This window comes from Bacteroides sp. 1_1_14 (assembly GCF_000162515.1).
GTDB lineage: Bacteria > Bacteroidota > Bacteroidia > Bacteroidales > Bacteroidaceae > Bacteroides > Bacteroides thetaiotaomicron.
In genome coordinates, this window is sequence record NZ_GG774710.1 from 207,468 (window position 1) to 226,067 (window position 18,600).

Here is an 18,600-nt window from a genome sequence, read left to right on the forward strand (position 1 = left end):
TATGGCCAAACCTAAAATACGCAACCAGAAACAGCAGTATCAGGAGTTAAACCGACGTTTACAAAAGTATATACTTCTGGTGCAACAGATATACGAAGATTTGGCACTCGAAGCGTCAAAGCTCGTACTTCGTACCGGTTACGATCCGGAAGGAAAGAAGGTTTTCCGGTTTAAGGACTATCCACAGACGAAAGCGGGAATAGACAAACTTTTGCGCAACTTCGTGGAAGATATGCAGGTTCTCATCTATCAAGGGACGTCCAAAGAATGGAAACAAAGCAACGAGATACAAAGCTTGCTCGCAGATAAGGTTATCAGATCCTACACGGGACAAATAGACAGGGAGAAGTATAAAATATACTATCAGACCAATTCGGACGCCCTGAAGGCTTTCCAGCAGCGAAAAGACGAAGGAATGAATCTTTCCCAAAAGTTGTGGAACCAGTCGCGAGAACTGAAAGAAGAGTTGGAGGAAACAATATCTACAGCTATTCAAAAGGGCTACAGCGCAATAACTCTTAGTAAGCGGGTTAGTAAGTATCTGAATGACTTTCCGACGTTCCAAAAGGACTATAAAGAGAAATATGGCAAAGCATCTGATATCCATGACTGTGAGTTCAGGAGTGCTCGTCTTGCAGCATCTGAAATTAACATCGCATATAGAAAAGCGGAACAAATGAGATGGGAGCAGATGGATTTCGTTGTAGGTTATGAAATCAAACCAAGCGGGATGCACAAGAAGAAGGACATTTGCGACCTATTGGCGGGGAAATACCCCAAGAATTTTAAATGGGTCGGCTGGCATCCGCTTTGCAAAGATTATTGTCTCCCAATAATGAAAACTGAAGAGGAGTTCTGGGCGCATGGGTATTTTGATGATCCGAACGACACAACCAGCGTGAACGAGGTTAAGGACGTGCCGGACGCCTTCAAACAATGGGTAGGTACAAATGCGCTCCGTATCGAAGCAGCCAAAAGAAAAGGGACTTCTCCGTATTTTATTAAGGACAATCAGGAAATAGTAGATAATATCCTTTATCCACAAAAAAAATAGTATATTTGTAACGAATTAAACCAAGCGTTGTGAAGAGGCAGCGCACCCGAATTATGAACGAAATAGAGCAAATTCTAACCGCAGGATCGGTTAATGTTATCATTGAAGCATTGAAAAGGAAATCCGTCTGTGTTCCTTCATGGGATAAACTTATCAAGGATTATGAACCCAAAGAGCACGAGATAGTGACGGATACAGTCACCCGGAAAAATAAAGTAAAAACAGATGGTTCGGTAGAAAAGGCTTCCCGGATCTATCTCGGACTGGAGAAACTTCTCACAAGGCGAATGACTGAATTTACTTTCGCTATCCCGGTCAAACGTGTATATCACAACATCGAAGATAATGAAACTCGCCAAAGTATTGCAAAAGCGATTGAAGCAATATACAAGTACGCCCGCATTGATGCGGAAAATATCAGGCGCGGAAACGCTTATTATGCAGCGTGTGAAATCTGTACGATATGGTATGCCGTAGAAAAACCTAACAGCCTGTACGGATTCAGAAGCAGATTTAAACTAAAGTGCAAGACCTACTCACCAATGGACGGTGTCAGCCTGTACCCTCTCTTTGACGAACGGGGCGACATGCTCGCTATGTCACTGGAATACAATAAAAAGATACTGGATAAAGAAATAACCTATTTCGAGACATACACCGACAAAAAGCATTACAAGTGGAAACAGGAAAACGGCTTGTTCTGGGAAGAAGTCACCAACGAACCTATCGCACTTATGAAGATACCGGCTATCTATGCCTACAGGGATTCCGCGATCTACGCCGATTTGTCATATATCAGAAAAGAGATAGAATACACCCTTTCACGCAATAGTGACGTGATCGCATACAATAGTGCGCCTATCCTCAAAGTTGCGGGAGGAATGAAAGGCGGAGAAGATAAAGGAGAAAGCCGTAGGGTGTTCCGTGTCGAAAACGGCGGAGACGTTTCTTATGTTTCATGGGCACAATCTATCGAAGCCCTGAAGTATCATGTAGAAACGCTTACCAACTCCTTCTGGTCGCAATCACAGATGCCGGATATTTCCTTTGATAAGATGAAGGATTTGGGAAATATCGGCTATGATGCACGCCAGACACTTCTAACCGATGCGCATCTCAAAGTCGGAGACGAGGCGGGGAACTGGTTGGAGTTTCTGGACCGTGAAAGTAGTATTGTGAAAGCGTTCCTTTCCCTGATGAATATACAGTGGAAGGAAGAGATAGATAATGTAGATGTTGAAAACATCATAACGCCGTTTATCCAGAACGACGAGAAGAACGAAATAGAAAAACTTACTACCGCAAACGGCGGTAAACCAATATTAAGCCAGCTAGAAAGTATTAAAGCGCTCGGTTATTCCAACGACCCGGAAGCAACACTAAAGCAGATTCAGGAAGAGGAAGCCGTAGCGCAAGAAAACAAGGGTGCGATAAATGTTAGCGCATTGTAAGGATTCATGTTGTTTATTCATAATAATGTTCTTAGAAAATTCTGAAGGGGCGGGCGTTGTGAAACGGTCGCTCTTTTTTGTGCCATGAAGATATAAAAATAACCTACGCACTTACACATGCGTAGGTCTAATTTGAGCAATAGAAAAGGGGCAACGCTGATATTATTTACATCCCCCCCTTTATAGACCTGGGTTCACAATATAGTGAATCAGTGTATTATATCAAAGGCTATTGAGCCATTTTTTACCGGATTTGGTGTTAAGCCAAATTGCTATCCCAGCCCCCACGACGCTAGTAAACATGAATATTATCGTTAATCCGTTCATAACTATTTATTTTTAAGTATTTTATAGCCAATATATGCAAATATAAAAGAAGTAAAAGCACCAAAAGAAACAAGTATCCAGTAATTAATGTTCTGAAAATCCAATACTAAAGATACTCCACCACCTAAAAATAAAGCAGTAAAAGAAAGTTTTGATAAGTCATAAAAATACTTTCCGAGCGTTTCCCGGCTTATCTTCTCTTTCTCCTTTCCTTCTCTTTTTTCTTCTTGTCTTTCGCTCCAATTACCCATTTTGCACTGTTGTATATGTATTGCAAATACAAAGATAGTCATTTGCAGTAATAAATCAAACGAAATCAAGAGAAATTAATTATTTGACTTTTTGGACCACCGGATAAGGTGGTTAAAATACCGTATTCGCCAAAATTGTTGAAAACTTGCTCCATAATTTTGTGGAGCAAAAAAACTGTTTCCCCATTTTTGGGGGAAATTCCCCTAAAATTGATAATCAGGTAGTTACGTCTTAAATATGGTTTGAACACACATTATAAAGGTAATTGTGAGTTACGTTTTAAATACGGTTTGAACACGTATTTCAATACCGGAAAAACTGGTATTGGGGCAGCGCCTGATTATCACGCCCTAAACCTGAACTAAACATTTTTAGGGCAGATAACAAACGTTACATAGGGGTAATTTCCCGTATGAGCGAAAATCAATGTGAGCGCATTTTTGCGCTGACATAAAAAAGGGAGTGCTTTACAGGCACCCCCCCCGACACTATGGAAGAATGAGCTACTTATTTAAAAGCTCTTTTATTTCTTATGAAAAATGATATTATCTGTACTTTCATCTAATTGTATGTATATGAGATCACCATCAATCCGAGCAGATTTAATATCTATATCATTACTATTAAAATAAAGATCATTTCCATTCATTTCATACGTACCTTTGTCCGTCGTTGATATTTCAAAAACACCATCTTCATCAATATCTAAAGATGATTTCATCTCAAATGAAGTTTCCCAAAATGAAAGGATCGTCTTATAATACTTACCATCGTTATACTCCCAAATAGTACCGTTTAAGCCTGTAACATTCTCGTTATCATCACTACACGCAGAAAATAGTATTAACGGCAACATTGCCAGAAAAAATAGTGCTTTTTTCATGTCTTTGTATGTTTAAAATTATACAACAAATTAACAGACAAGCACACAAAAAAGCAAACATTTCTCTATTTTTCTTCTATTTCAGATATGATTTTTTTCAATTCATCTACAGATGTGGCTTTGTAGTAGTCACTTTTGTGTTGAATTAGGGCGGTTAGCTCTTCGCCTTTGGCTTCTTCAGGTGATGCGAATAGTTGCCACATGGGAACGTCCAAAGCGGCGGCAATACGTTCAAGAGTTGACCCTGAAGGCAATTCTAATGATTGAATCAGAGAAACACGTGTTATACCTAATTTTTTCGCAAATTGCGCCTGCGTATATCCCTTTTCTTTAATAAGTTCTTTAATTCTATGCTCCATAACTTTTTATTTTTCATTTCAAAAATAGTGTTTATTTACTTTGTGTATGGGATATGTCATACTAATTATTGTTAAAGTATGGGATTTTATTGTGTTTGCATATTGTTTTGTATATTTTTTCCCATACATTTGTAGCCGAAAAATCATAATAAACACCAATAAAAACGATTATGGCAAAGAAGAACATTTCTAAGATTTTGGAACAAGTGGAGCACATCTTTTTGAAACACTGTTCCAGTTATGAAGAAGTAAGTAGCAGAGAAGTTTGTATAGAACCGAAACGTTACAACAAACTTTATCTTACTGCACAAGGTCGGAAACATAACTACAACGCTATGTTTGACATAAACAAGGATTATCCCTGCTTAGTGAATTTTAAGACGGTATAACTGTGTGTAACTTGTAATTACATTTTGTCTACTTTGGGGATACTGGTTTGTGAAAATAGGTATCCTATCTTTACAAGATTATTAACCCGGGGATGTGCGTTTGACGTACCCCCATCATAAAGATATTAATTATGAAACAATTTCCTTTAACCATTAACGAAGAGTTGGCGGACTTGTTGCGGGCTGCAACAGAGTTGAACGGCTTGCTTAATAGCTATGTAAAAAAGCATTTTAAAGGCTTGGATTATCAGGATTGGCAAGAATATCCGGCAAAGCAGATTGCAGAAATGCAGAATAGTACTTTAGATATGATGTCGGATTTATCCGATATTATCGGCTACGATATCGCACAACAGGCGCACGCAGAACTTAACAAGGAGGTGAAAGTATGAAGACAATCAGAGTAACAGACGCGGCCGCTCGGTTCATTAAGCAGATCAGAGAGGAGGAATTAGAGGAAAGAAAGGTTTTTCTCTGTGAAGCCTATACAAAGGCTGTAGAACATGCATTGGCCAATGATGAATACAGTGAAGAGGATTTCTACCCGTTGATGGTAATACATGATTATCATAAGTTGATAGAGGAATTATCTATAGATGATGAGGGGCGGGTATGATAAACGAGGAAATATTAAAGATTGTACTTAATGATAAGACTTTTGGTCAGCGTGAAGCAGCTGACATTGTTGGAGGTAGAGGGCGTTTGTTTAAATTGGTAGGTTCCGGTGATATTCGCGCTGAGAAAATACCGCCTAATCGTCAAAATGGGAGATGGTATTGTAACGCTTATGATGTTATCAAATGGGCAACAATTGGAAAAGGAAGTACACATAGGAGTGATGAGAATACATAGTAAGTGTCAGGGGACTTCGGTCCGACACTGAAGTTGACGCCATCAACAAAGACGCCCCGGTAACAATATGGTTGCCGGGATTACATTTCTTGCAAATTATTGAAGAATATTTAAAGATTAGCATTATAGTTGCCTTTGGCAAGTCGGTTTAAATGCCACCATTCCCGGCAATAAACCATGCTTTTATGACGGATATGACGCAAATGACGCAAGAATAAAACTTTATTTTTTTGAGATTTATCCTTGTAGACGGATTGAACGGCAACACATAGCGAGAATGTGACAAGGAACGAATGCACACTTAACCGGCACATAACATAGTCGGAGGTGAAGATACAGGACATAAGCAGATACGGACGGAAAATGGCCGTTTGTTGAGAGCGGTCTTATTTCGCTTGCATAGGTTCAGCTAAAAGAATACTTATGGGGAGAGAAAGTCCAAATGCTTCTCTCCCTATAAATATTGGCTTTCTCTTTGGAAAGTTTGTGTATTAGGAAAGAATATGTAACTTTACACCAAGAAAGCCCATCAGTAGAGCATAAAAATACTTTTTGTTACTATTTTGTTACCCATCATTAGTAATGATGGGCTTTTTATTATCTCTATTTGTTTTGTAAATTGCTGATAAATAAAAAGATAGACCTTATTTCTCAATAAAGCCTATCTGTAAACTTAAAACAACCAACAAAAGAAATAGATAATTTCTATCTTAATGCTGAATGAAGATATTCTCCATTCAGCATTTCTTTTTTATCTTACAAACAACAGTTCTCTGTATTTCGGCAGTGTCCACATCTGGTTGTCTACGATCAGTTCCAGCTTGTCAATGTGGTAACGAATCTCTTCCAGTGCCGGAAAGATTGTATCGTGGTAAGCGATCGCTTTTTCGCGTTCGCTTTCGATCTTGTTCGCCACTTTTCGTGCTTCAATCATTGCATCTACGTGTTCTTTGATGAAGGCGGTGCGGTCGGCGATTTCTTCGATCAGTTCCAGATTCTTGGCAGATAGTCTGGCTGCTTTATCTGCCGGAAATAAGGACTGCATTTTATAGACATTATTAATCAGATCCGTCTGATATTGAGTAGCGACCGGAATAATGTGGTTCATTGCCAGGTCGCCTAATACGCGGGCTTCAATCTGAATCTTTTTCGTGTAAGTTTCCCATTTTACTTCGTTGCGGGCTTCCAGTTCCTTTTTCGTCATCACACCGATTGCTTCGAACATAGCAATTGTCTCCGGTTTCAGATAGTTGTCGAAGATAACGGGAACACTTGTTTCACAGTCCAGACCTCGACGGGCGGCTTCTACTTTCCATTCGTCGCTGTAACCGTTGCCATCGAAGTGGATAGCCTTACATTCTTTGATATATCCGCGAATTACTTCAAGGATAGCGGAAACTTTCGGTTCTCCCTTTTCGATCAGAGCGTCTACATCCTTTTTGAATTTCATCAGTTGTTCTGCTACGGCAGAGTTCAATGCAATCATGGCACTTGCACAGTTAGCCTCAGAGCCTACGGCACGGAACTCAAACCGGTTTCCGGTGAAAGCGAAAGGAGAGGTGCGGTTGCGGTCTGTATTATCAATCAGCAATTCGGGGATTTGGGGAATATCCAGCTTCATTCCCTGTTTTCCGCTAAGGTTGATCAGATCGTCTTTGGTGCTGTTCTCGATATGATCCAATACCTGTGACAACTGTTTGCCGAGGAAAGAAGAGATGATAGCGGGAGGTGCTTCATTGGCTCCCAGGCGATGAGCGTTGGTAGCGCTGGAAATAGAAGCTTTCAGTAATCCGTTGTGACGGTAAACTGCCATCAGCGTATTCACTACGAATGTGACAAAGCGCAGGTTATCTTCCGGCGTCTTGCCCGGTCCCATCAACAGGATACCTGTATCCGTTCCCAGTGACCAGTTATTGTGCTTGCCGGAACCGTTGACACCCTTGAACGGCTTTTCATGAAGCAATACACGGAAACCGTGACGGCGGCTGACTTTACGCATCAACGACATGATCAGTAGGTTATGGTCATTTGCCAGGTTGCATTCTTCGAAGATAGGAGCTAATTCGAATTGATTCGGAGCTACCTCGTTATGACGGGTCTTTACAGGAATACCCAGTTTCAACGCTTCAATTTCAAGGTCTTTCATAAATGCGGCCACACGGGTAGGGATGGCACCGAAATAGTGGTCTTCCAACTGCTGGTTCTTGGCACTGTCATGTCCCATCAATGTGCGTCCTGTCATAAGTAAGTCCGGACGTGCGGCATACAAACCTTCATCTACCAGAAAGTATTCCTGTTCCCATCCCAGATAGGCAACGACCTTCTTTACCTCAGGATTGAAATAGTGGCAGACGGCGGTTGCAGCTTTATCTACGGCACGCAGAGCTTTCAGTAACGGTGCTTTATAATCAAGGGCTTCACCTGTATATGCGATAAATACAGTCGGGATGCAAAGCGTATCATCTACGATAAATGCGGGTGATGATGGGTCCCATGCGCTATATCCGCGTGCTTCGAAAGTATTACGGATACCGCCGTTCGGGAAAGAAGAAGCATCCGGCTCCTGCTGTACCAGCAGTTTGCCTGTGAACTCTTCCATCATGCCTCCTTTGCCGTCATGTTCGACGAAAGCGTCATGCTTTTCTGCCGTACCTTCGGTGAGCGGTGCAAACCAGTGAGTATAATGAGTGACACCCATTTCGACAGCCCATTTTTTCATTCCGGCAGCTACTTCATCAGCGATGCTGCGGTCTAGCGGGGCACCATTGTCAATAGCGTCAATCAGTGCGTTGTATACCTTGCTTGGAAGGTACTTGAACATTTTTTCCTTGTTGAACACATACTTACCGAAGTATTCCGAAGGGCGTTCGGCAGGTGTTGCTACTTCAACCGCTTTCTTCTTGAAAGCTGTCTCTACGACTCTGAATCTTAGTTTTGACATAATACCTAATTTGATTTGTTGTTAAATATGTTAGAGTAAAAATTCCTTTTTTAGCTTAGTTATAAGCAGATTCTCCGTGTTCGTAGATGTCGAGACCTTCTTCTTCGACACGTGCCGGAACGCGAAGTCCGTGAATCTTGTCGAGTACTTTGAAGATAATGAATCCCATACCTGCCGCCCAGACTCCGACAACAACCGCACCGAAAAGCTGGGCACCCAAAAAGCCGGCTCCATGTCCGTAGAACAACCCTTCACTGGTAGAAAACAATCCTGTGAGCACTGTTCCCAAGAAACCACAAACCCCGTGTACGGAAGAAGCACCGACAGGATCGTCAATCTTCAATACCTTGTCAATAAAGTCGACTGCAAATATCATGACTACACCACAAATGGCACCGATTAATACCGCTCCTGAGGGAACTACAGCGTCACATCCGGCTGTGATACCTACCAAACCTGCCAAAACACCATTCAGTGTCAGTGATAAAGACGGTTTGCCATATTTCATCCAGCTCATCGCCAGTGCAAAGAAGCCACCGGCACAAGCCGCCAGATTTGTTGTCAGAAATACATGTGAGATGGCCATTGCATCCGCTTCGGTACTTGCTGCCAACTGTGATCCGGGGTTGAATCCGAACCATCCGAACCAAAGGATAAATACACCCAGTGCGGCAACTGTCAGGTTGTGTCCCGGAATAGCTCTTGACTTACCGTCTTTGCCATATTTACCGATACGGGGACCAAGAATAGCAGCACCTACCAAAGCAATCCAACCACCAACGGAGTGGACAATCGTTGAACCTGCAAAGTCATGGAACGTCGTTCCGAAAAGATTCATCATGAACGAACCTTCTTCTCCGTTCATCAGCCAGCCGCCACCCCATGTCCAGTGACCGGAAATTGGGTAAATCAGTACACTGATAAAGATAGTATAGACCAGATACATGGAGAACTTGGTGCGTTCCGCCATCGCTCCCGATACAATCGTGGCTGCCGTTGCGCAGAATACTGTCTGAAAAACCAGAAATCCTTCTCTGGGTAAATCACTGTCGAGGAATGACAGATCAAAGAAGTGTGGCATTCCGATGAGACCTCCCGCACCAAACATCAGACCGAAACCGATGAACCAGTAGAGCAAGGAACCAAACATGAAATCCACAAAGTTCTTCATCAAAATGTTGGCGGTATTCTTGACTCTGGTAAAACCCGCCTCAACCAATGCAAACCCCGGCTGCATAAAAAATACGAGCATTGCCGCAAGCAGCATCCAGACTGTATTCAATCCTAATGCCAGTTCCCCGATTGTATCGGGAGTTGTTTCGGCAGAAGCAGTGGCGGTTTCAGCAATTTCAGGTGTAGTTTTGACTTCAGTAATTGTCTCCGTAGTTGTCATAAAAGTATCTGCATCAACTGCTTCCTGTGCAAAAGCACTGGTTGCGAAACAGCAGAAAATGAACATAGCAGTGGCTATCCACAGCTTTGTGAAGCTGTGTCTCTTATATGTTTTATCCATAATGATTATCTTATTTAATACCTGTTTTTATAATATTATCATCCGAAAGGAAATCTGGCCCCGGCACCTTGCCGGTTGTCGGTTATCGTTCCTGTTCGGCGTTATAGAGAGCGATGTCGCCACGTTCGGCGGTGCGGATGCGGATGGCGTCCTCGATAGGAATGACGAAAATGCGTCCGTCACCGATCTCTCCGGTTTGTGCGGCTTTGATGATAGCCTGTACGGTCTTTTCTGCATTTTTGTCGCGTACTACAATAGAAACCAGAATACGTTCGATGGTGCTGGTATCATATACCACTCCACGATAGATACGTCCTTGCCGTGCTTTACCGATCCCTCTTACATCGTAGTAAGAGAACCATTCAATGTCCGCTTCGAGCAGAGCGTCTTTCACGTCCTCGAATTTGGTTTTACGGATGATAGCTTCAATCTTTTTCATATACCTTAAATATTAGTGTTGACCTGTAAAAAGAAGAGGTATAGGGAGGTGGCAGCCATCGCAGGTTACCATACAACAAACCGATAAAATCTAAACTCTAACTACCTTCCTGTTCCCTATACGCTCTTTGACTATATAAACTCTCTCTCTTAAAAACTTAATCCGAATGTGAAGTAAGCGCCTTCCGTACGTGGATTTACTGATACTTTGGCAAATGCCGGAACCGAGAATGAATCAGTAACCCTGATCTCCTTGACAGCTCCGAGACTGATGTCGGAAACGCAGAATCCACTTGTGTATCCATTATAAAAAGTCGTCTCCCAAGGTACCATTCCTACATCTACTGTCCAGTCAAGTCCTCCAAGGCTGAACGGTGCACTAAGTGCGAGGTAGGAAGAATAAGCCCTTTTCCCGTTTTCTTTAACTCCGTCGGCACCTGCAAAGTTCGTGTACCAGTTGATTGCCAGCGGACCAAAATCATATCCTACCTGTGCCTCAAATACATGAGCGGTTGAATGAGCGCCATATTTGAAATACTTGTTGGTAGGTACCTGAGTGTTGAACCAGTAATCCGTTACCGAGATGCTGAAACCACCGGTTGAATAACCGAGAGTCAAATCGAACTCTTTAGTATCCGATGACTCAAACCCTACCGATCCCCATGCTCCGAGTGAAAGTCCTTTGTAAGAGATTCCTAATGAAGGCTGAATGCTGACTCCGCCTAAATCCTGACCACGCCAGATATAACCACTTACCAAGTCTGCTCCTACGGAGGCTTCTACTTTATCCTGCGCCATCATATTGGATGGCACAAGGCCGATCAGTAATAACGCTGCTGCTATGCCCCTCAATTTTTTGTTAATCGTCGTTTTCATCGTCTTTTTACCTTTAATAGTTAGAAAAATGTGGATGTACGGTCCAGTGTTATATAGTAGCGCGCAAAATACTATCAAAGCCAGTTCTTTATTCTTCTCATTGCTTCCATACAATCGTTGTGATCGCCGAATGCTGTCAGTCGGATATATCCCTCACCGCTGGGGCCGAAACCTACACCGGGGGTTCCTACTACATTGGCTTCATACAACATCTGTTCGAAGAATCGCCAGGAAGAGAGTCCGTTCGGGGTTTTCACCCATAAGTATGGAGCATTGACGCCTCCGTATACTTTCAATCCGGTAGCTTCCAGTCCTTCCTTCATGATCTTCGCATTGGTCATATAATAGTTAATCGTTTCTTTAATCTGTGCTTTGCCTTCTGTACTGTAGACGGCTTCCGCTGCACGTTGTGTGATGTAAGAAGTGCCGTTGAATTTAGTGCACTGGCGGCGGTTCCATAATTTGTTGAGTGGAATCCGGTCGCCTTCCAGTGTGGCAGCTGTCAGTTCTTTCGGGACTACGGTATATCCGCAACGTACTCCGGTGAAACCGGCTGTCTTTGAGAAACTGCGGAACTCAATAGCACATTTCTTGGCTCCTTTGATTTCGTATATGGAGTGGGGGATATCCGCATCTTGGATATAGGCTTCGTATGCGGCATCGAACAAAATCAGTGTATCATTTGCCAATGCGTAGTCTACCCACTTTTTTAGTTCCGGTTTGGTCAGTGTCGTCCCTGTCGGATTGTTCGGGTAGCAGAGGTAAACAATGTCTATCCGTTTGTCGGGAATCTCCGGAATGAAGTCATTCTCACTTGTACAAGGCATATAAGTCACATTGCTCCATTTGCCTGTTCCTTCTTCCAGCACTCCGGCACGTCCGCACATGACGTTACTGTCAATATATACCGGGTAAATAGGGTCTGTTACACCGACACTATTGTCGTGGCGAAGGATATCGCCGATATTTCCGGTATCACTTTTGGCTCCGTCGTTGACGAATATTTCTGATGGTGAGAAATGAATGCCACGTGGAGCGAAATCATTCTTTATAATAGCTTCAATCAGAAAATCGTACCCCTGCTCAGGACCATATCCGCGAAATGTATCTTTACTTGCCAGCTCTTCCACTGCTTTGTGCATAGCCTCGATACATGCTTTGGGAAGCGGCTGAGTGACATCTCCGATACCTAACCGGATAATATCCTGCTTCGGATGCGTTATTTTGAATGTATTTACCTTCTTCGCTATATCCGAGAACAAATAGCTCCCCGGTAATTTCAAAAAATGTTCGTTTACTAATGCCATATTGTTATTGTTTTAAGTTTCTGCAAAACCTGTTACCTATTACCTAATACTTATTACCTATCCCTCCATCTCCCCATCAAAAACTTTAGTTGCCGGTCCTGTCATTAATATGTGTCCCGTTGCTTCTTCCCACTCGATGGTGACGGTTCCCCCATCCATTATTATATCACATTTTCTTCCTGCCAATCCATGGAGAACAGCGGCTACAGCCGTGGCACAAGCGCCTGTTCCACAGGCCTGGGTGATTCCTGAACCTCTTTCCCAAACTCTCATCCGAATGGTGTCTTTACCTACGATCTGAGCAAACTCTACATTTGTCCTGTCCGGAAAGAGATGATAATTTTCTAACTGCGGACCAATTTCCGGCAGATTGATTTGGGTAATATCTTCTACAAAAGTTACCAGATGCGGGTTTCCCATTGATACCCGGGTAGACTGAAAAGGAAATTGATCGCCGAAATCTACCGCTTCCGTTTCCAGAGGACTACCTATATCTACAGTGACTGCCGTCACCTTTCCTCCTTCTACATGTAATTTCAGAACCTTAATGCCCGAACGGGTGTCAAGCGTGATTTCCTTTTTGGCAGTTAATCCGTATTCGTATACATACTTGCCTACACAACGGCTTCCATTGCCACACATCATTGCTTCCGAACCATCTGCATTAAATATACGCATACTGAAATCTGCTTTGTCAGAACTGCCAATCAATATAAGTCCGTCACTTCCAATTCCCGTATGAAACTTGCTCCATTCGATTGCTTTCTTTTCAGGGGCTGCTATCGGATATCGGGTAGTATCTACATATATGTAGTCATTACCTGCTCCATGCATTTTTGTGAACTTAATCTTGGTTGTCATTTTGTTCTTTATTAATTGGTTGTTGTATCCTTTTGTTTTATTACAATGCAAAGATATGACTTTTTGATTTAACTTTTGATGAAAAGATGTCTAATCTCTATTTATTTTATACGATCTTACAATCGCGGGAAATAAAGCCATGTTTTGTTATAAATTGAAATTATGCATACCTTTATATTAATAAACTGTTATTTGCTTGATTTGTTTTGCATATCCTTCCATAATATATGAAGAATATTTGGGGTAAATCAGTCCTTGTATTCGATCTAAAATGTGAATTTTCGCTTTTACAATAGGTCGATATGCTAGTGATTTTTCGCTTTTATATATCATATTGCTTGTTTGCAGTTTTGCAGAACCTTTTTGTTATAGCATTGTTTAGTTACTAATAAATATAATAATGTAGCAATATGGATATAGAGAAACAATTGGAAGTTGCGGCGCAGAGCGATCATTTGGTATTGATTGTGTTTTATGCCGACTGGTCACCTCATTACGAATGGATAGGGCCTGTGCTCCGTACTTATGAACGGAGAGTCATTGAATTGATTAACGTGAATATCGAGGAAAATAAAACTGTAGCCGATTCTCATAATATAGATACGGTGCCTGCGTTCCTTCTGTTGCATAAAGGACATGAATTGTGGAGGCAGGTAGGAGAGTTGACCATAGGAGAGTTGAAAGAGGTATTGGAAGATTTTAAATAAGTCCTGTTTGAATTTTATGTAAGAAGCACCATTATACAGCAAATAAATATGTATAATGGTGCTTCTTGTATCTATCGAATATTTGCAAAAAGTTTCTGTCGGCTTTTTACATTTTCTGAGAGTAACTATTTTAGTATTTCCTGTGCCACAGTCGGCTCGTTGGTCGTAATGAAGTCCACCTTTTGGTCTATGAGCCACTTCATGTCTTCTGCTTTATCTACGGTCCATACATTGACTTTCAGTCCGAGATCATGGGCTTCTTTGATCCATTCGGGATGTTTCTTGATTACTCCCATATGATAGTCGAGTCCGGCTGCACCGAGGTCTTTCAGTTCTTTGGGAGATAGCTCGCCGTTGAGATAGAATACCGGAGTTCCGGCAGGTGCCAGGCGGATAAACTCTTTCATGGCGTGCAGTGAGAAAGTGATATATTCCATACGGTTTTCCAGTCCCATCTTTGTTACCAGGGCAAGAATTTCCTGTACGGCTTTCGTTTCACGCTTTTTGCTGTTAAGTGCTTTTAGTTCCAATATAAGTTTGGTATTGCATTTTTTACCGGCTTCCAGATACTGTTCCAGGCTGGGCAGGTTCTCTCCGTTCGATAGTTTCAATCCTGTAAGAGCGTCACCTTTGGAATACTCCATGTATTTCATCTTATAGACAGGGTCATGATTGATAACCAGTTTATTGTCTTTGGTAAGCCATACATCAAATTCGGAGCCATAGCAATGGATAGAATCGGCTTTTTGAAGTGCTGTGATACTATTTTGCGCAGAACCTGCTGTTTTCCAGTAGCCACGATGGGCGATAACTTGCGACTTTTGCGCTTGGACACTAGCTACTGAAATGATAAGGGCAACCATTAGAATAATTCTTTTTATCTTCATTGATAGTACATTTAAAAAGTTTATGAGTCCAAAATTATAAAAAATAAAACACAGATCAGCCTGTTATTATGCTAATCTGCGTTAATTGACAGCTTTTTATGCATAGAAGTCTATACTTTTTATTCCTGACTTTACAAACTGATGAATATATATTCAAAGATATGAGTTTATTTCAGACATCTAAAATTTTTCAACAAATTTATTTACCTCTTCGGCATAGGCTTCTTCATGCACTCCTCTCACTGCTCTGCCGCTTGGTTCATTCAGGTTACGGAAAGCTACATCCCATGCCAGCGCTTCTGCTGTAGAGCAAGCCACACTTGGTACGCTTGGTACGCTGCGGGCTGCGCTTTCACTCGGAAAATGCTCTTCAAAGATACTCCGGTAGTAATATTCTTCCTTGTTGAGCGGAGTGTTAATCGGGAAACGTTCGGCAGCGTGTTCCATCTGTTCATCACTGACGGCAGCCGCTGTAATCTCTCTTAAGGTATCAATCCACGAATATCCCACACCATCACTGAACTGCTCTTTTTGTCTCCATGCTACGCTTTCCGGTAGCATATCGGCAAAAGCTTCACGTACAATTCGTTTCTCAATCTCCTTTCCGGGGCACATTTTAGCTTTTGGATTCAACGCCATCGCTACATCCAGAAATTCCTTGTCCAGAAATGGGACACGTCCCTCTACACCCCAGGCTGATAAACTCTTATTGGCACGAAGGCAATCATACATATGCAGTTTTGATAACTTGCGTACCGTTTCCTCATGGAAATCTTTCGGAGTGGGAGCTTTGTGAAAGTAAAGATAACCGCCGAAAACTTCATCGGCACCTTCACCACTCAATACCATTTTGATCCCCATCGATTTGATCACACGTGCCAGTAAATACATGGGAGTGGAGGCACGTACCGTAGTCACATCATACGTCTCGATAAAATAGATAACATCCCGAATAGCATCCAGCCCTTCCTGAACCGTATAATTGATTTCATGATGAACCGTACCGATATATTCTGCCACTTCACGTGCCTTTATCAAATCGGGCGCCCCCTTCAGACCGATGGCAAAAGAATGTAGTTGAGGCCACCAGGCGTCACTTGCTCCGTCTGTTTCAATACGTTTTGCTGCATATTTTTTGGCGATAGCTGAAATCACAGAACTGTCTAGACCACCTGAAAGAAGTACTCCATAGGGAACGTCACTCATCAGCTGGCGATGAACGGCATCTTCCAATGCTTCTTTTACATCACTGACTTTGGCATCATTGTCTTTTACAGACTCATAGTCTGTCCATTCGCGTGTATACCAACGCTTCATTTTGCCTTCTTTACTGTAAAAGTAATGTCCCGGAAGAAATGGTTCGTACTCATTACAGAATCCTTCGAGTGCTTTCAGTTCACTGCCGAAGTAGATTTTGCCATCCTTGTCTTTTCCTATATATAAAGGTATGACTCCGATAGGATCACGTGCAATGAGGAACTCGTCTTTTTCTTCATCATAAAGTACAAAGGCGAAAATTCCGCTGATCTCTTCCAGAAAGTGGATGCCTTTATCTTTATAAAGGGCAAGAATCACTTCACAGTCGCTTCCGGTCTGAAAATCATATTGTCCGGCATAGCGGGCGCGGATATCCCGATGGTTGTAGATTTCACCGTTCACGGCGAGCGCTTGTTTCCGGTCGGGGGAGTATAAGGGCTGTCCTCCGCTTTGCGGGTCAACTATCGAGAGGCGTTCGTGTGCCAAAATGGCGCTTCCACCTACGTAGATACCGCTCCAGTCCGGTCCGCGATGACGGATTTTCTGTGCCATTTTCAGTGCTTTGTCTCTTAGCTCTTTGGTTTGAGTTTTTATGTTGAGTATACCTGCTATTCCACACATAACTTTGAGTATTTGGAAGTTAATATAATTTGTTGATTCTCTGTTTTTTTAAAGTCGGTTCGTTACTATTTATTCGTTTTCCCTGGCTTTTCCTTTCGTTTGACCTGGGTCATCTTTTAGTTCAACCTAGGTTGTTGTTTCGTTCAACCTAGGTCAAACGAATAAATAATAGTCTATAAACTTCATGGTGTTCCTTGCTGTAAGGGTTACTTCACCAAATAGTGATCTATGTCCGCAGCAGCCTTTCGTCCTCCTGCCATCGCCCGTACTACGAGGCTTGCTCCGGTAGCTGCATCTCCGGCAAGGAATACGTTTTCTGCAAATTTCGGTTGTTCCGGTTTCAGGAACCCCATGGCCAGCAGCACCATATCTGCTTCGATTACTTCTTTCTTCCCTGTGAGGTTCATGGTCGGACGTCCGCCATCTGTTGCCGGTGTCCATTCTACTTCTTCCACCTCGACGCCGGTTACTTTACCGTTCTTACCCAAAAACTGATTGGAAGTCAGGCACCAGCGACGGGTACAACCTTCTTCATGGCTGGAGGTCGTTTTGAAAACTACCGGCCATTGCGGCCAGGGCGTAGAAGGATTGTGACCGACGGGAGGTTTGGGCATAATTTCAATTTGCGTGACGCTGGTTGCTCCCTGTCGTACACTGGTTCCGATACAGTCCGAACCGGTGTCTCCACCGCCGATCACAAGCACTTTTTTGCCTTTGGCATTCACCAGTTTGTCTTTGGGGAAAGTTTGTCCTTCCAGAATCCTGTTCTGTTGCGCCAGCATTTCCAGTGCGAAATGGATTCCTTTCAACTCCCGTCCCGGAATGCTTAAATCACGGGCAGTCGGTGTACCCGTGCAAATGCAATATGCATCGAATCCTTCCGGCAAATGGTTAACGTCTATTTCTACTCCCATTTCAAACTGAATACCTTCTGCGGCAAGTATTTTCATGCGGCGGTCGATTACGTTTTTGTCCAGTTTGAAGTTTGGAATACCGAAACGTAATAATCCTCCCGCAGCTTCATCTTTATCGAATAACGTTACGGTGTATCCTTTTAGATTCAGTTGGTTGGCAACTACCAATCCGGCCGGACCGGCACCGACAACTGCTACTTTTTTGCCGTTTCTTTGGGGATGCTGCACCTGTATATATCCTTCACGGAAGGCGGCTTCTACAATGGCAGCTTCATTTTCACGGATAGTCACCGGTTGGTCACAGGATAGTTTCAGTACACAGGATTTCTCACAGAGGGCAGGGCAGATACGTCCTGTAAATTCCGGAAAGTCGCAAGTGGATGACAGCACTTCATACGCTTCTTTCCATTTTCCTTTGAATAAAGCGTCCTGCCATTCCGGCTGTTTATTGCCTATTGGACAAGCCCAGTGACAAAAAGGTACTCCGCAATCCATACACCGTGATGCCTGTAATTTACGGCTGTTCGTATTCAATGTTTGTTCTACCTGACTATAGTCAGTGATGCGCTCGCTAACGGGGCGGTATCCCGCCTCTTGCCGAGGTATATTTAAAAAAGCTTTAGGATCTCCCATCTTGTTAAGTAATAAGTATTAGGTAATAGGTATTAAGCAATAAGTATTAACTATATGGATTAAAGATGTTTGAAGCTA

The 18,600-nt window shown here is 42.6% G+C and carries 18 protein-coding genes; 6 read left to right on the top strand and 12 right to left on the bottom strand.

All coding sequences use genetic code 11. The features are described 5' to 3' along the window. Position 1: 1 nt before the first annotated feature. Together HMPREF9007_RS04580 and HMPREF9007_RS04575 are read left to right on the top strand one after the other, a co-directional pair. Positions 2-1,054, top strand: a complete 1,053-nt coding sequence (locus tag HMPREF9007_RS04580; protein WP_008763116.1) for a hypothetical protein — start codon at positions 2-4, stop codon at positions 1,052-1,054. 53 nt (positions 1,055-1,107) lie between these two features. Then, positions 1,108-2,505: a phage portal protein gene (locus tag HMPREF9007_RS04575; RefSeq protein WP_008763117.1), complete on the top strand. Its 1,398-nt coding sequence runs from the start codon at positions 1,108-1,110 to the stop codon at positions 2,503-2,505. Between the two features lie 329 nt (positions 2,506-2,834). Here the strand turns inward: HMPREF9007_RS04575 and HMPREF9007_RS04570 are convergent, their stop codons facing one another. From HMPREF9007_RS04570 to HMPREF9007_RS04560, 3 genes are all read right to left on the bottom strand, one after another. Further along, the gene (locus tag HMPREF9007_RS04570) at positions 2,835-3,083 is read right to left on the bottom strand and encodes a DUF6722 family protein (protein ID WP_032850673.1); all 249 of its coding nucleotides are present in this window, start codon (positions 3,081-3,083) and stop codon (positions 2,835-2,837) included. A 524-nt stretch (positions 3,084-3,607) separates the two neighbouring features. Further along, positions 3,608-3,967, bottom strand: a complete 360-nt coding sequence (locus HMPREF9007_RS04565) for a hypothetical protein (protein ID WP_008763119.1) — start codon at positions 3,965-3,967, stop codon at positions 3,608-3,610. A gap of 65 nt (positions 3,968-4,032) precedes the next feature. Continuing rightward, positions 4,033-4,326 carry a helix-turn-helix transcriptional regulator gene (locus HMPREF9007_RS04560; RefSeq protein WP_008763120.1) on the bottom strand — a complete coding sequence of 98 codons (294 nt, stop codon included), beginning with the start codon at positions 4,324-4,326 and terminating at the stop codon, positions 4,033-4,035. Positions 4,327-4,846: 520 nt separating this feature from the next. On the opposite strand from HMPREF9007_RS04560, the gene HMPREF9007_RS04555 reads away from it, so the two are divergent. The 3 genes from HMPREF9007_RS04555 to HMPREF9007_RS04545 are packed head-to-tail and all read left to right on the top strand — an operon-like array spanning position 4,847 to position 5,567. Then, positions 4,847-5,107 (top strand): hypothetical protein, encoded by a 261-nt coding sequence (locus HMPREF9007_RS04555; RefSeq protein ID WP_008763121.1) that lies wholly within the window; start codon positions 4,847-4,849, stop codon positions 5,105-5,107. Beyond that, a complete protein-coding gene (locus HMPREF9007_RS04550; protein WP_008763122.1) occupies positions 5,104-5,331 on the top strand; it encodes a hypothetical protein in 228 nt (75 codons plus the stop codon). Before HMPREF9007_RS04555 ends, HMPREF9007_RS04550 begins: the two co-directional genes overlap by 4 nt. Further along, a complete protein-coding gene (locus HMPREF9007_RS04545) occupies positions 5,328-5,567 on the top strand; it encodes a hypothetical protein (protein WP_008763123.1) in 240 nt (79 codons plus the stop codon). The genes HMPREF9007_RS04550 and HMPREF9007_RS04545 overlap by 4 nt, the downstream gene beginning before the upstream one ends. 751 nt (positions 5,568-6,318) lie before the next feature. Here HMPREF9007_RS04545 and HMPREF9007_RS04540 read toward each other — a convergent pair. From HMPREF9007_RS04540 to dapF, 6 genes are all read right to left on the bottom strand, one after another. Then, entirely contained in the window at positions 6,319-8,508 is a 2,190-nt protein-coding gene (locus HMPREF9007_RS04540; RefSeq protein WP_008763124.1) for a glutamine synthetase III, read from the bottom strand. A 55-nt stretch (positions 8,509-8,563) separates the two neighbouring features. Next, the gene (locus tag HMPREF9007_RS04535; protein ID WP_008763125.1) at positions 8,564-10,021 is read right to left on the bottom strand and encodes an ammonium transporter; all 1,458 of its coding nucleotides are present in this window, start codon (positions 10,019-10,021) and stop codon (positions 8,564-8,566) included. A gap of 82 nt (positions 10,022-10,103) precedes the next feature. Then, entirely contained in the window at positions 10,104-10,460 is a 357-nt protein-coding gene (locus tag HMPREF9007_RS04530; protein ID WP_008763126.1) for a P-II family nitrogen regulator, read from the bottom strand. Between the two features lie 149 nt (positions 10,461-10,609). Then, a complete protein-coding gene (locus tag HMPREF9007_RS04525; protein ID WP_008763127.1) occupies positions 10,610-11,335 on the bottom strand; it encodes a hypothetical protein in 726 nt (241 codons plus the stop codon). Positions 11,336-11,409: 74 nt separating this feature from the next. Then, positions 11,410-12,642, bottom strand: coding sequence for an LL-diaminopimelate aminotransferase (locus HMPREF9007_RS04520; protein ID WP_008763128.1), 1,233 nt, complete (start codon positions 12,640-12,642; stop codon positions 11,410-11,412). 57 nt (positions 12,643-12,699) lie between these two features. Further along, positions 12,700-13,503, bottom strand: coding sequence for a diaminopimelate epimerase (dapF, locus tag HMPREF9007_RS04515; protein WP_008763129.1), 804 nt, complete (start codon positions 13,501-13,503; stop codon positions 12,700-12,702). A gap of 410 nt (positions 13,504-13,913) precedes the next feature. On the opposite strand from dapF, the gene HMPREF9007_RS04510 reads away from it, so the two are divergent. Next, on the top strand, positions 13,914-14,210 hold the full coding sequence (locus HMPREF9007_RS04510) for a thioredoxin family protein (RefSeq protein WP_008763130.1): 297 nt from the start codon (positions 13,914-13,916) through the stop codon (positions 14,208-14,210). 125 nt (positions 14,211-14,335) lie between these two features. On the opposite strand, the gene HMPREF9007_RS04505 is transcribed toward HMPREF9007_RS04510, so the two are convergent. The 3 genes from HMPREF9007_RS04505 to HMPREF9007_RS04495 all read right to left on the bottom strand — a co-directional run bounded on the left by HMPREF9007_RS04505 (position 14,336) and on the right by HMPREF9007_RS04495 (position 18,522). Continuing rightward, complete coding sequence (locus tag HMPREF9007_RS04505) at positions 14,336-15,097, bottom strand: glycerophosphodiester phosphodiesterase (protein ID WP_008763131.1); 762 nt, start codon at positions 15,095-15,097, stop codon at positions 14,336-14,338. 180 nt (positions 15,098-15,277) lie between these two features. After that, a complete protein-coding gene (gene asnB, locus HMPREF9007_RS04500) occupies positions 15,278-16,975 on the bottom strand; it encodes an asparagine synthase B (RefSeq protein WP_008763132.1) in 1,698 nt (565 codons plus the stop codon). Between the two features lie 206 nt (positions 16,976-17,181). Continuing rightward, positions 17,182-18,522 carry a glutamate synthase subunit beta gene (locus HMPREF9007_RS04495; protein ID WP_008763133.1) on the bottom strand — a complete coding sequence of 447 codons (1,341 nt, stop codon included), beginning with the start codon at positions 18,520-18,522 and terminating at the stop codon, positions 17,182-17,184. Between the last annotated feature and the right edge of the window lie 78 nt (positions 18,523-18,600).

Bases quoted from the DNA above. Each gene is read 5' to 3' on its own strand.
- HMPREF9007_RS04555 (WP_008763121.1), top strand. From the start codon at position 4,847: ATGAAACAATTTCCTTTAACCATTAACGAAGAGTTGGCGGACTTGTTG.
- HMPREF9007_RS04525 (WP_008763127.1), bottom strand. From the start codon at position 11,335: ATGAAAACGACGATTAACAAAAAATTGAGGGGCATAGCAGCAGCGTTA.
- HMPREF9007_RS04565 (WP_008763119.1), bottom strand. From the start codon at position 3,967: ATGAAAAAAGCACTATTTTTTCTGGCAATGTTGCCGTTAATACTATTT.
- HMPREF9007_RS04570 (WP_032850673.1), bottom strand. From the start codon at position 3,083: ATGGGTAATTGGAGCGAAAGACAAGAAGAAAAAAGAGAAGGAAAGGAG.
- HMPREF9007_RS04575 (WP_008763117.1), top strand. From the start codon at position 1,108: ATGAACGAAATAGAGCAAATTCTAACCGCAGGATCGGTTAATGTTATC.
- HMPREF9007_RS04505 (WP_008763131.1), bottom strand. From the start codon at position 15,097: ATGAAGATAAAAAGAATTATTCTAATGGTTGCCCTTATCATTTCAGTA.
- HMPREF9007_RS04540 (WP_008763124.1), bottom strand. From the start codon at position 8,508: ATGTCAAAACTAAGATTCAGAGTCGTAGAGACAGCTTTCAAGAAGAAA.
- dapF (WP_008763129.1), bottom strand. From the start codon at position 13,503: ATGACAACCAAGATTAAGTTCACAAAAATGCATGGAGCAGGTAATGAC.
- HMPREF9007_RS04580 (WP_008763116.1), top strand. From the start codon at position 2: ATGGCCAAACCTAAAATACGCAACCAGAAACAGCAGTATCAGGAGTTA.
- HMPREF9007_RS04550 (WP_008763122.1), top strand. From the start codon at position 5,104: ATGAAGACAATCAGAGTAACAGACGCGGCCGCTCGGTTCATTAAGCAG.
- HMPREF9007_RS04530 (WP_008763126.1), bottom strand. From the start codon at position 10,460: ATGAAAAAGATTGAAGCTATCATCCGTAAAACCAAATTCGAGGACGTG.
- HMPREF9007_RS04545 (WP_008763123.1), top strand. From the start codon at position 5,328: ATGATAAACGAGGAAATATTAAAGATTGTACTTAATGATAAGACTTTT.
- HMPREF9007_RS04510 (WP_008763130.1), top strand. From the start codon at position 13,914: ATGGATATAGAGAAACAATTGGAAGTTGCGGCGCAGAGCGATCATTTG.
- HMPREF9007_RS04495 (WP_008763133.1), bottom strand. From the start codon at position 18,522: ATGGGAGATCCTAAAGCTTTTTTAAATATACCTCGGCAAGAGGCGGGA.
- HMPREF9007_RS04560 (WP_008763120.1), bottom strand. From the start codon at position 4,326: ATGGAGCATAGAATTAAAGAACTTATTAAAGAAAAGGGATATACGCAG.
- asnB (WP_008763132.1), bottom strand. From the start codon at position 16,975: ATGTGTGGAATAGCAGGTATACTCAACATAAAAACTCAAACCAAAGAG.
- HMPREF9007_RS04520 (WP_008763128.1), bottom strand. From the start codon at position 12,642: ATGGCATTAGTAAACGAACATTTTTTGAAATTACCGGGGAGCTATTTG.
- HMPREF9007_RS04535 (WP_008763125.1), bottom strand. From the start codon at position 10,021: ATGGATAAAACATATAAGAGACACAGCTTCACAAAGCTGTGGATAGCC.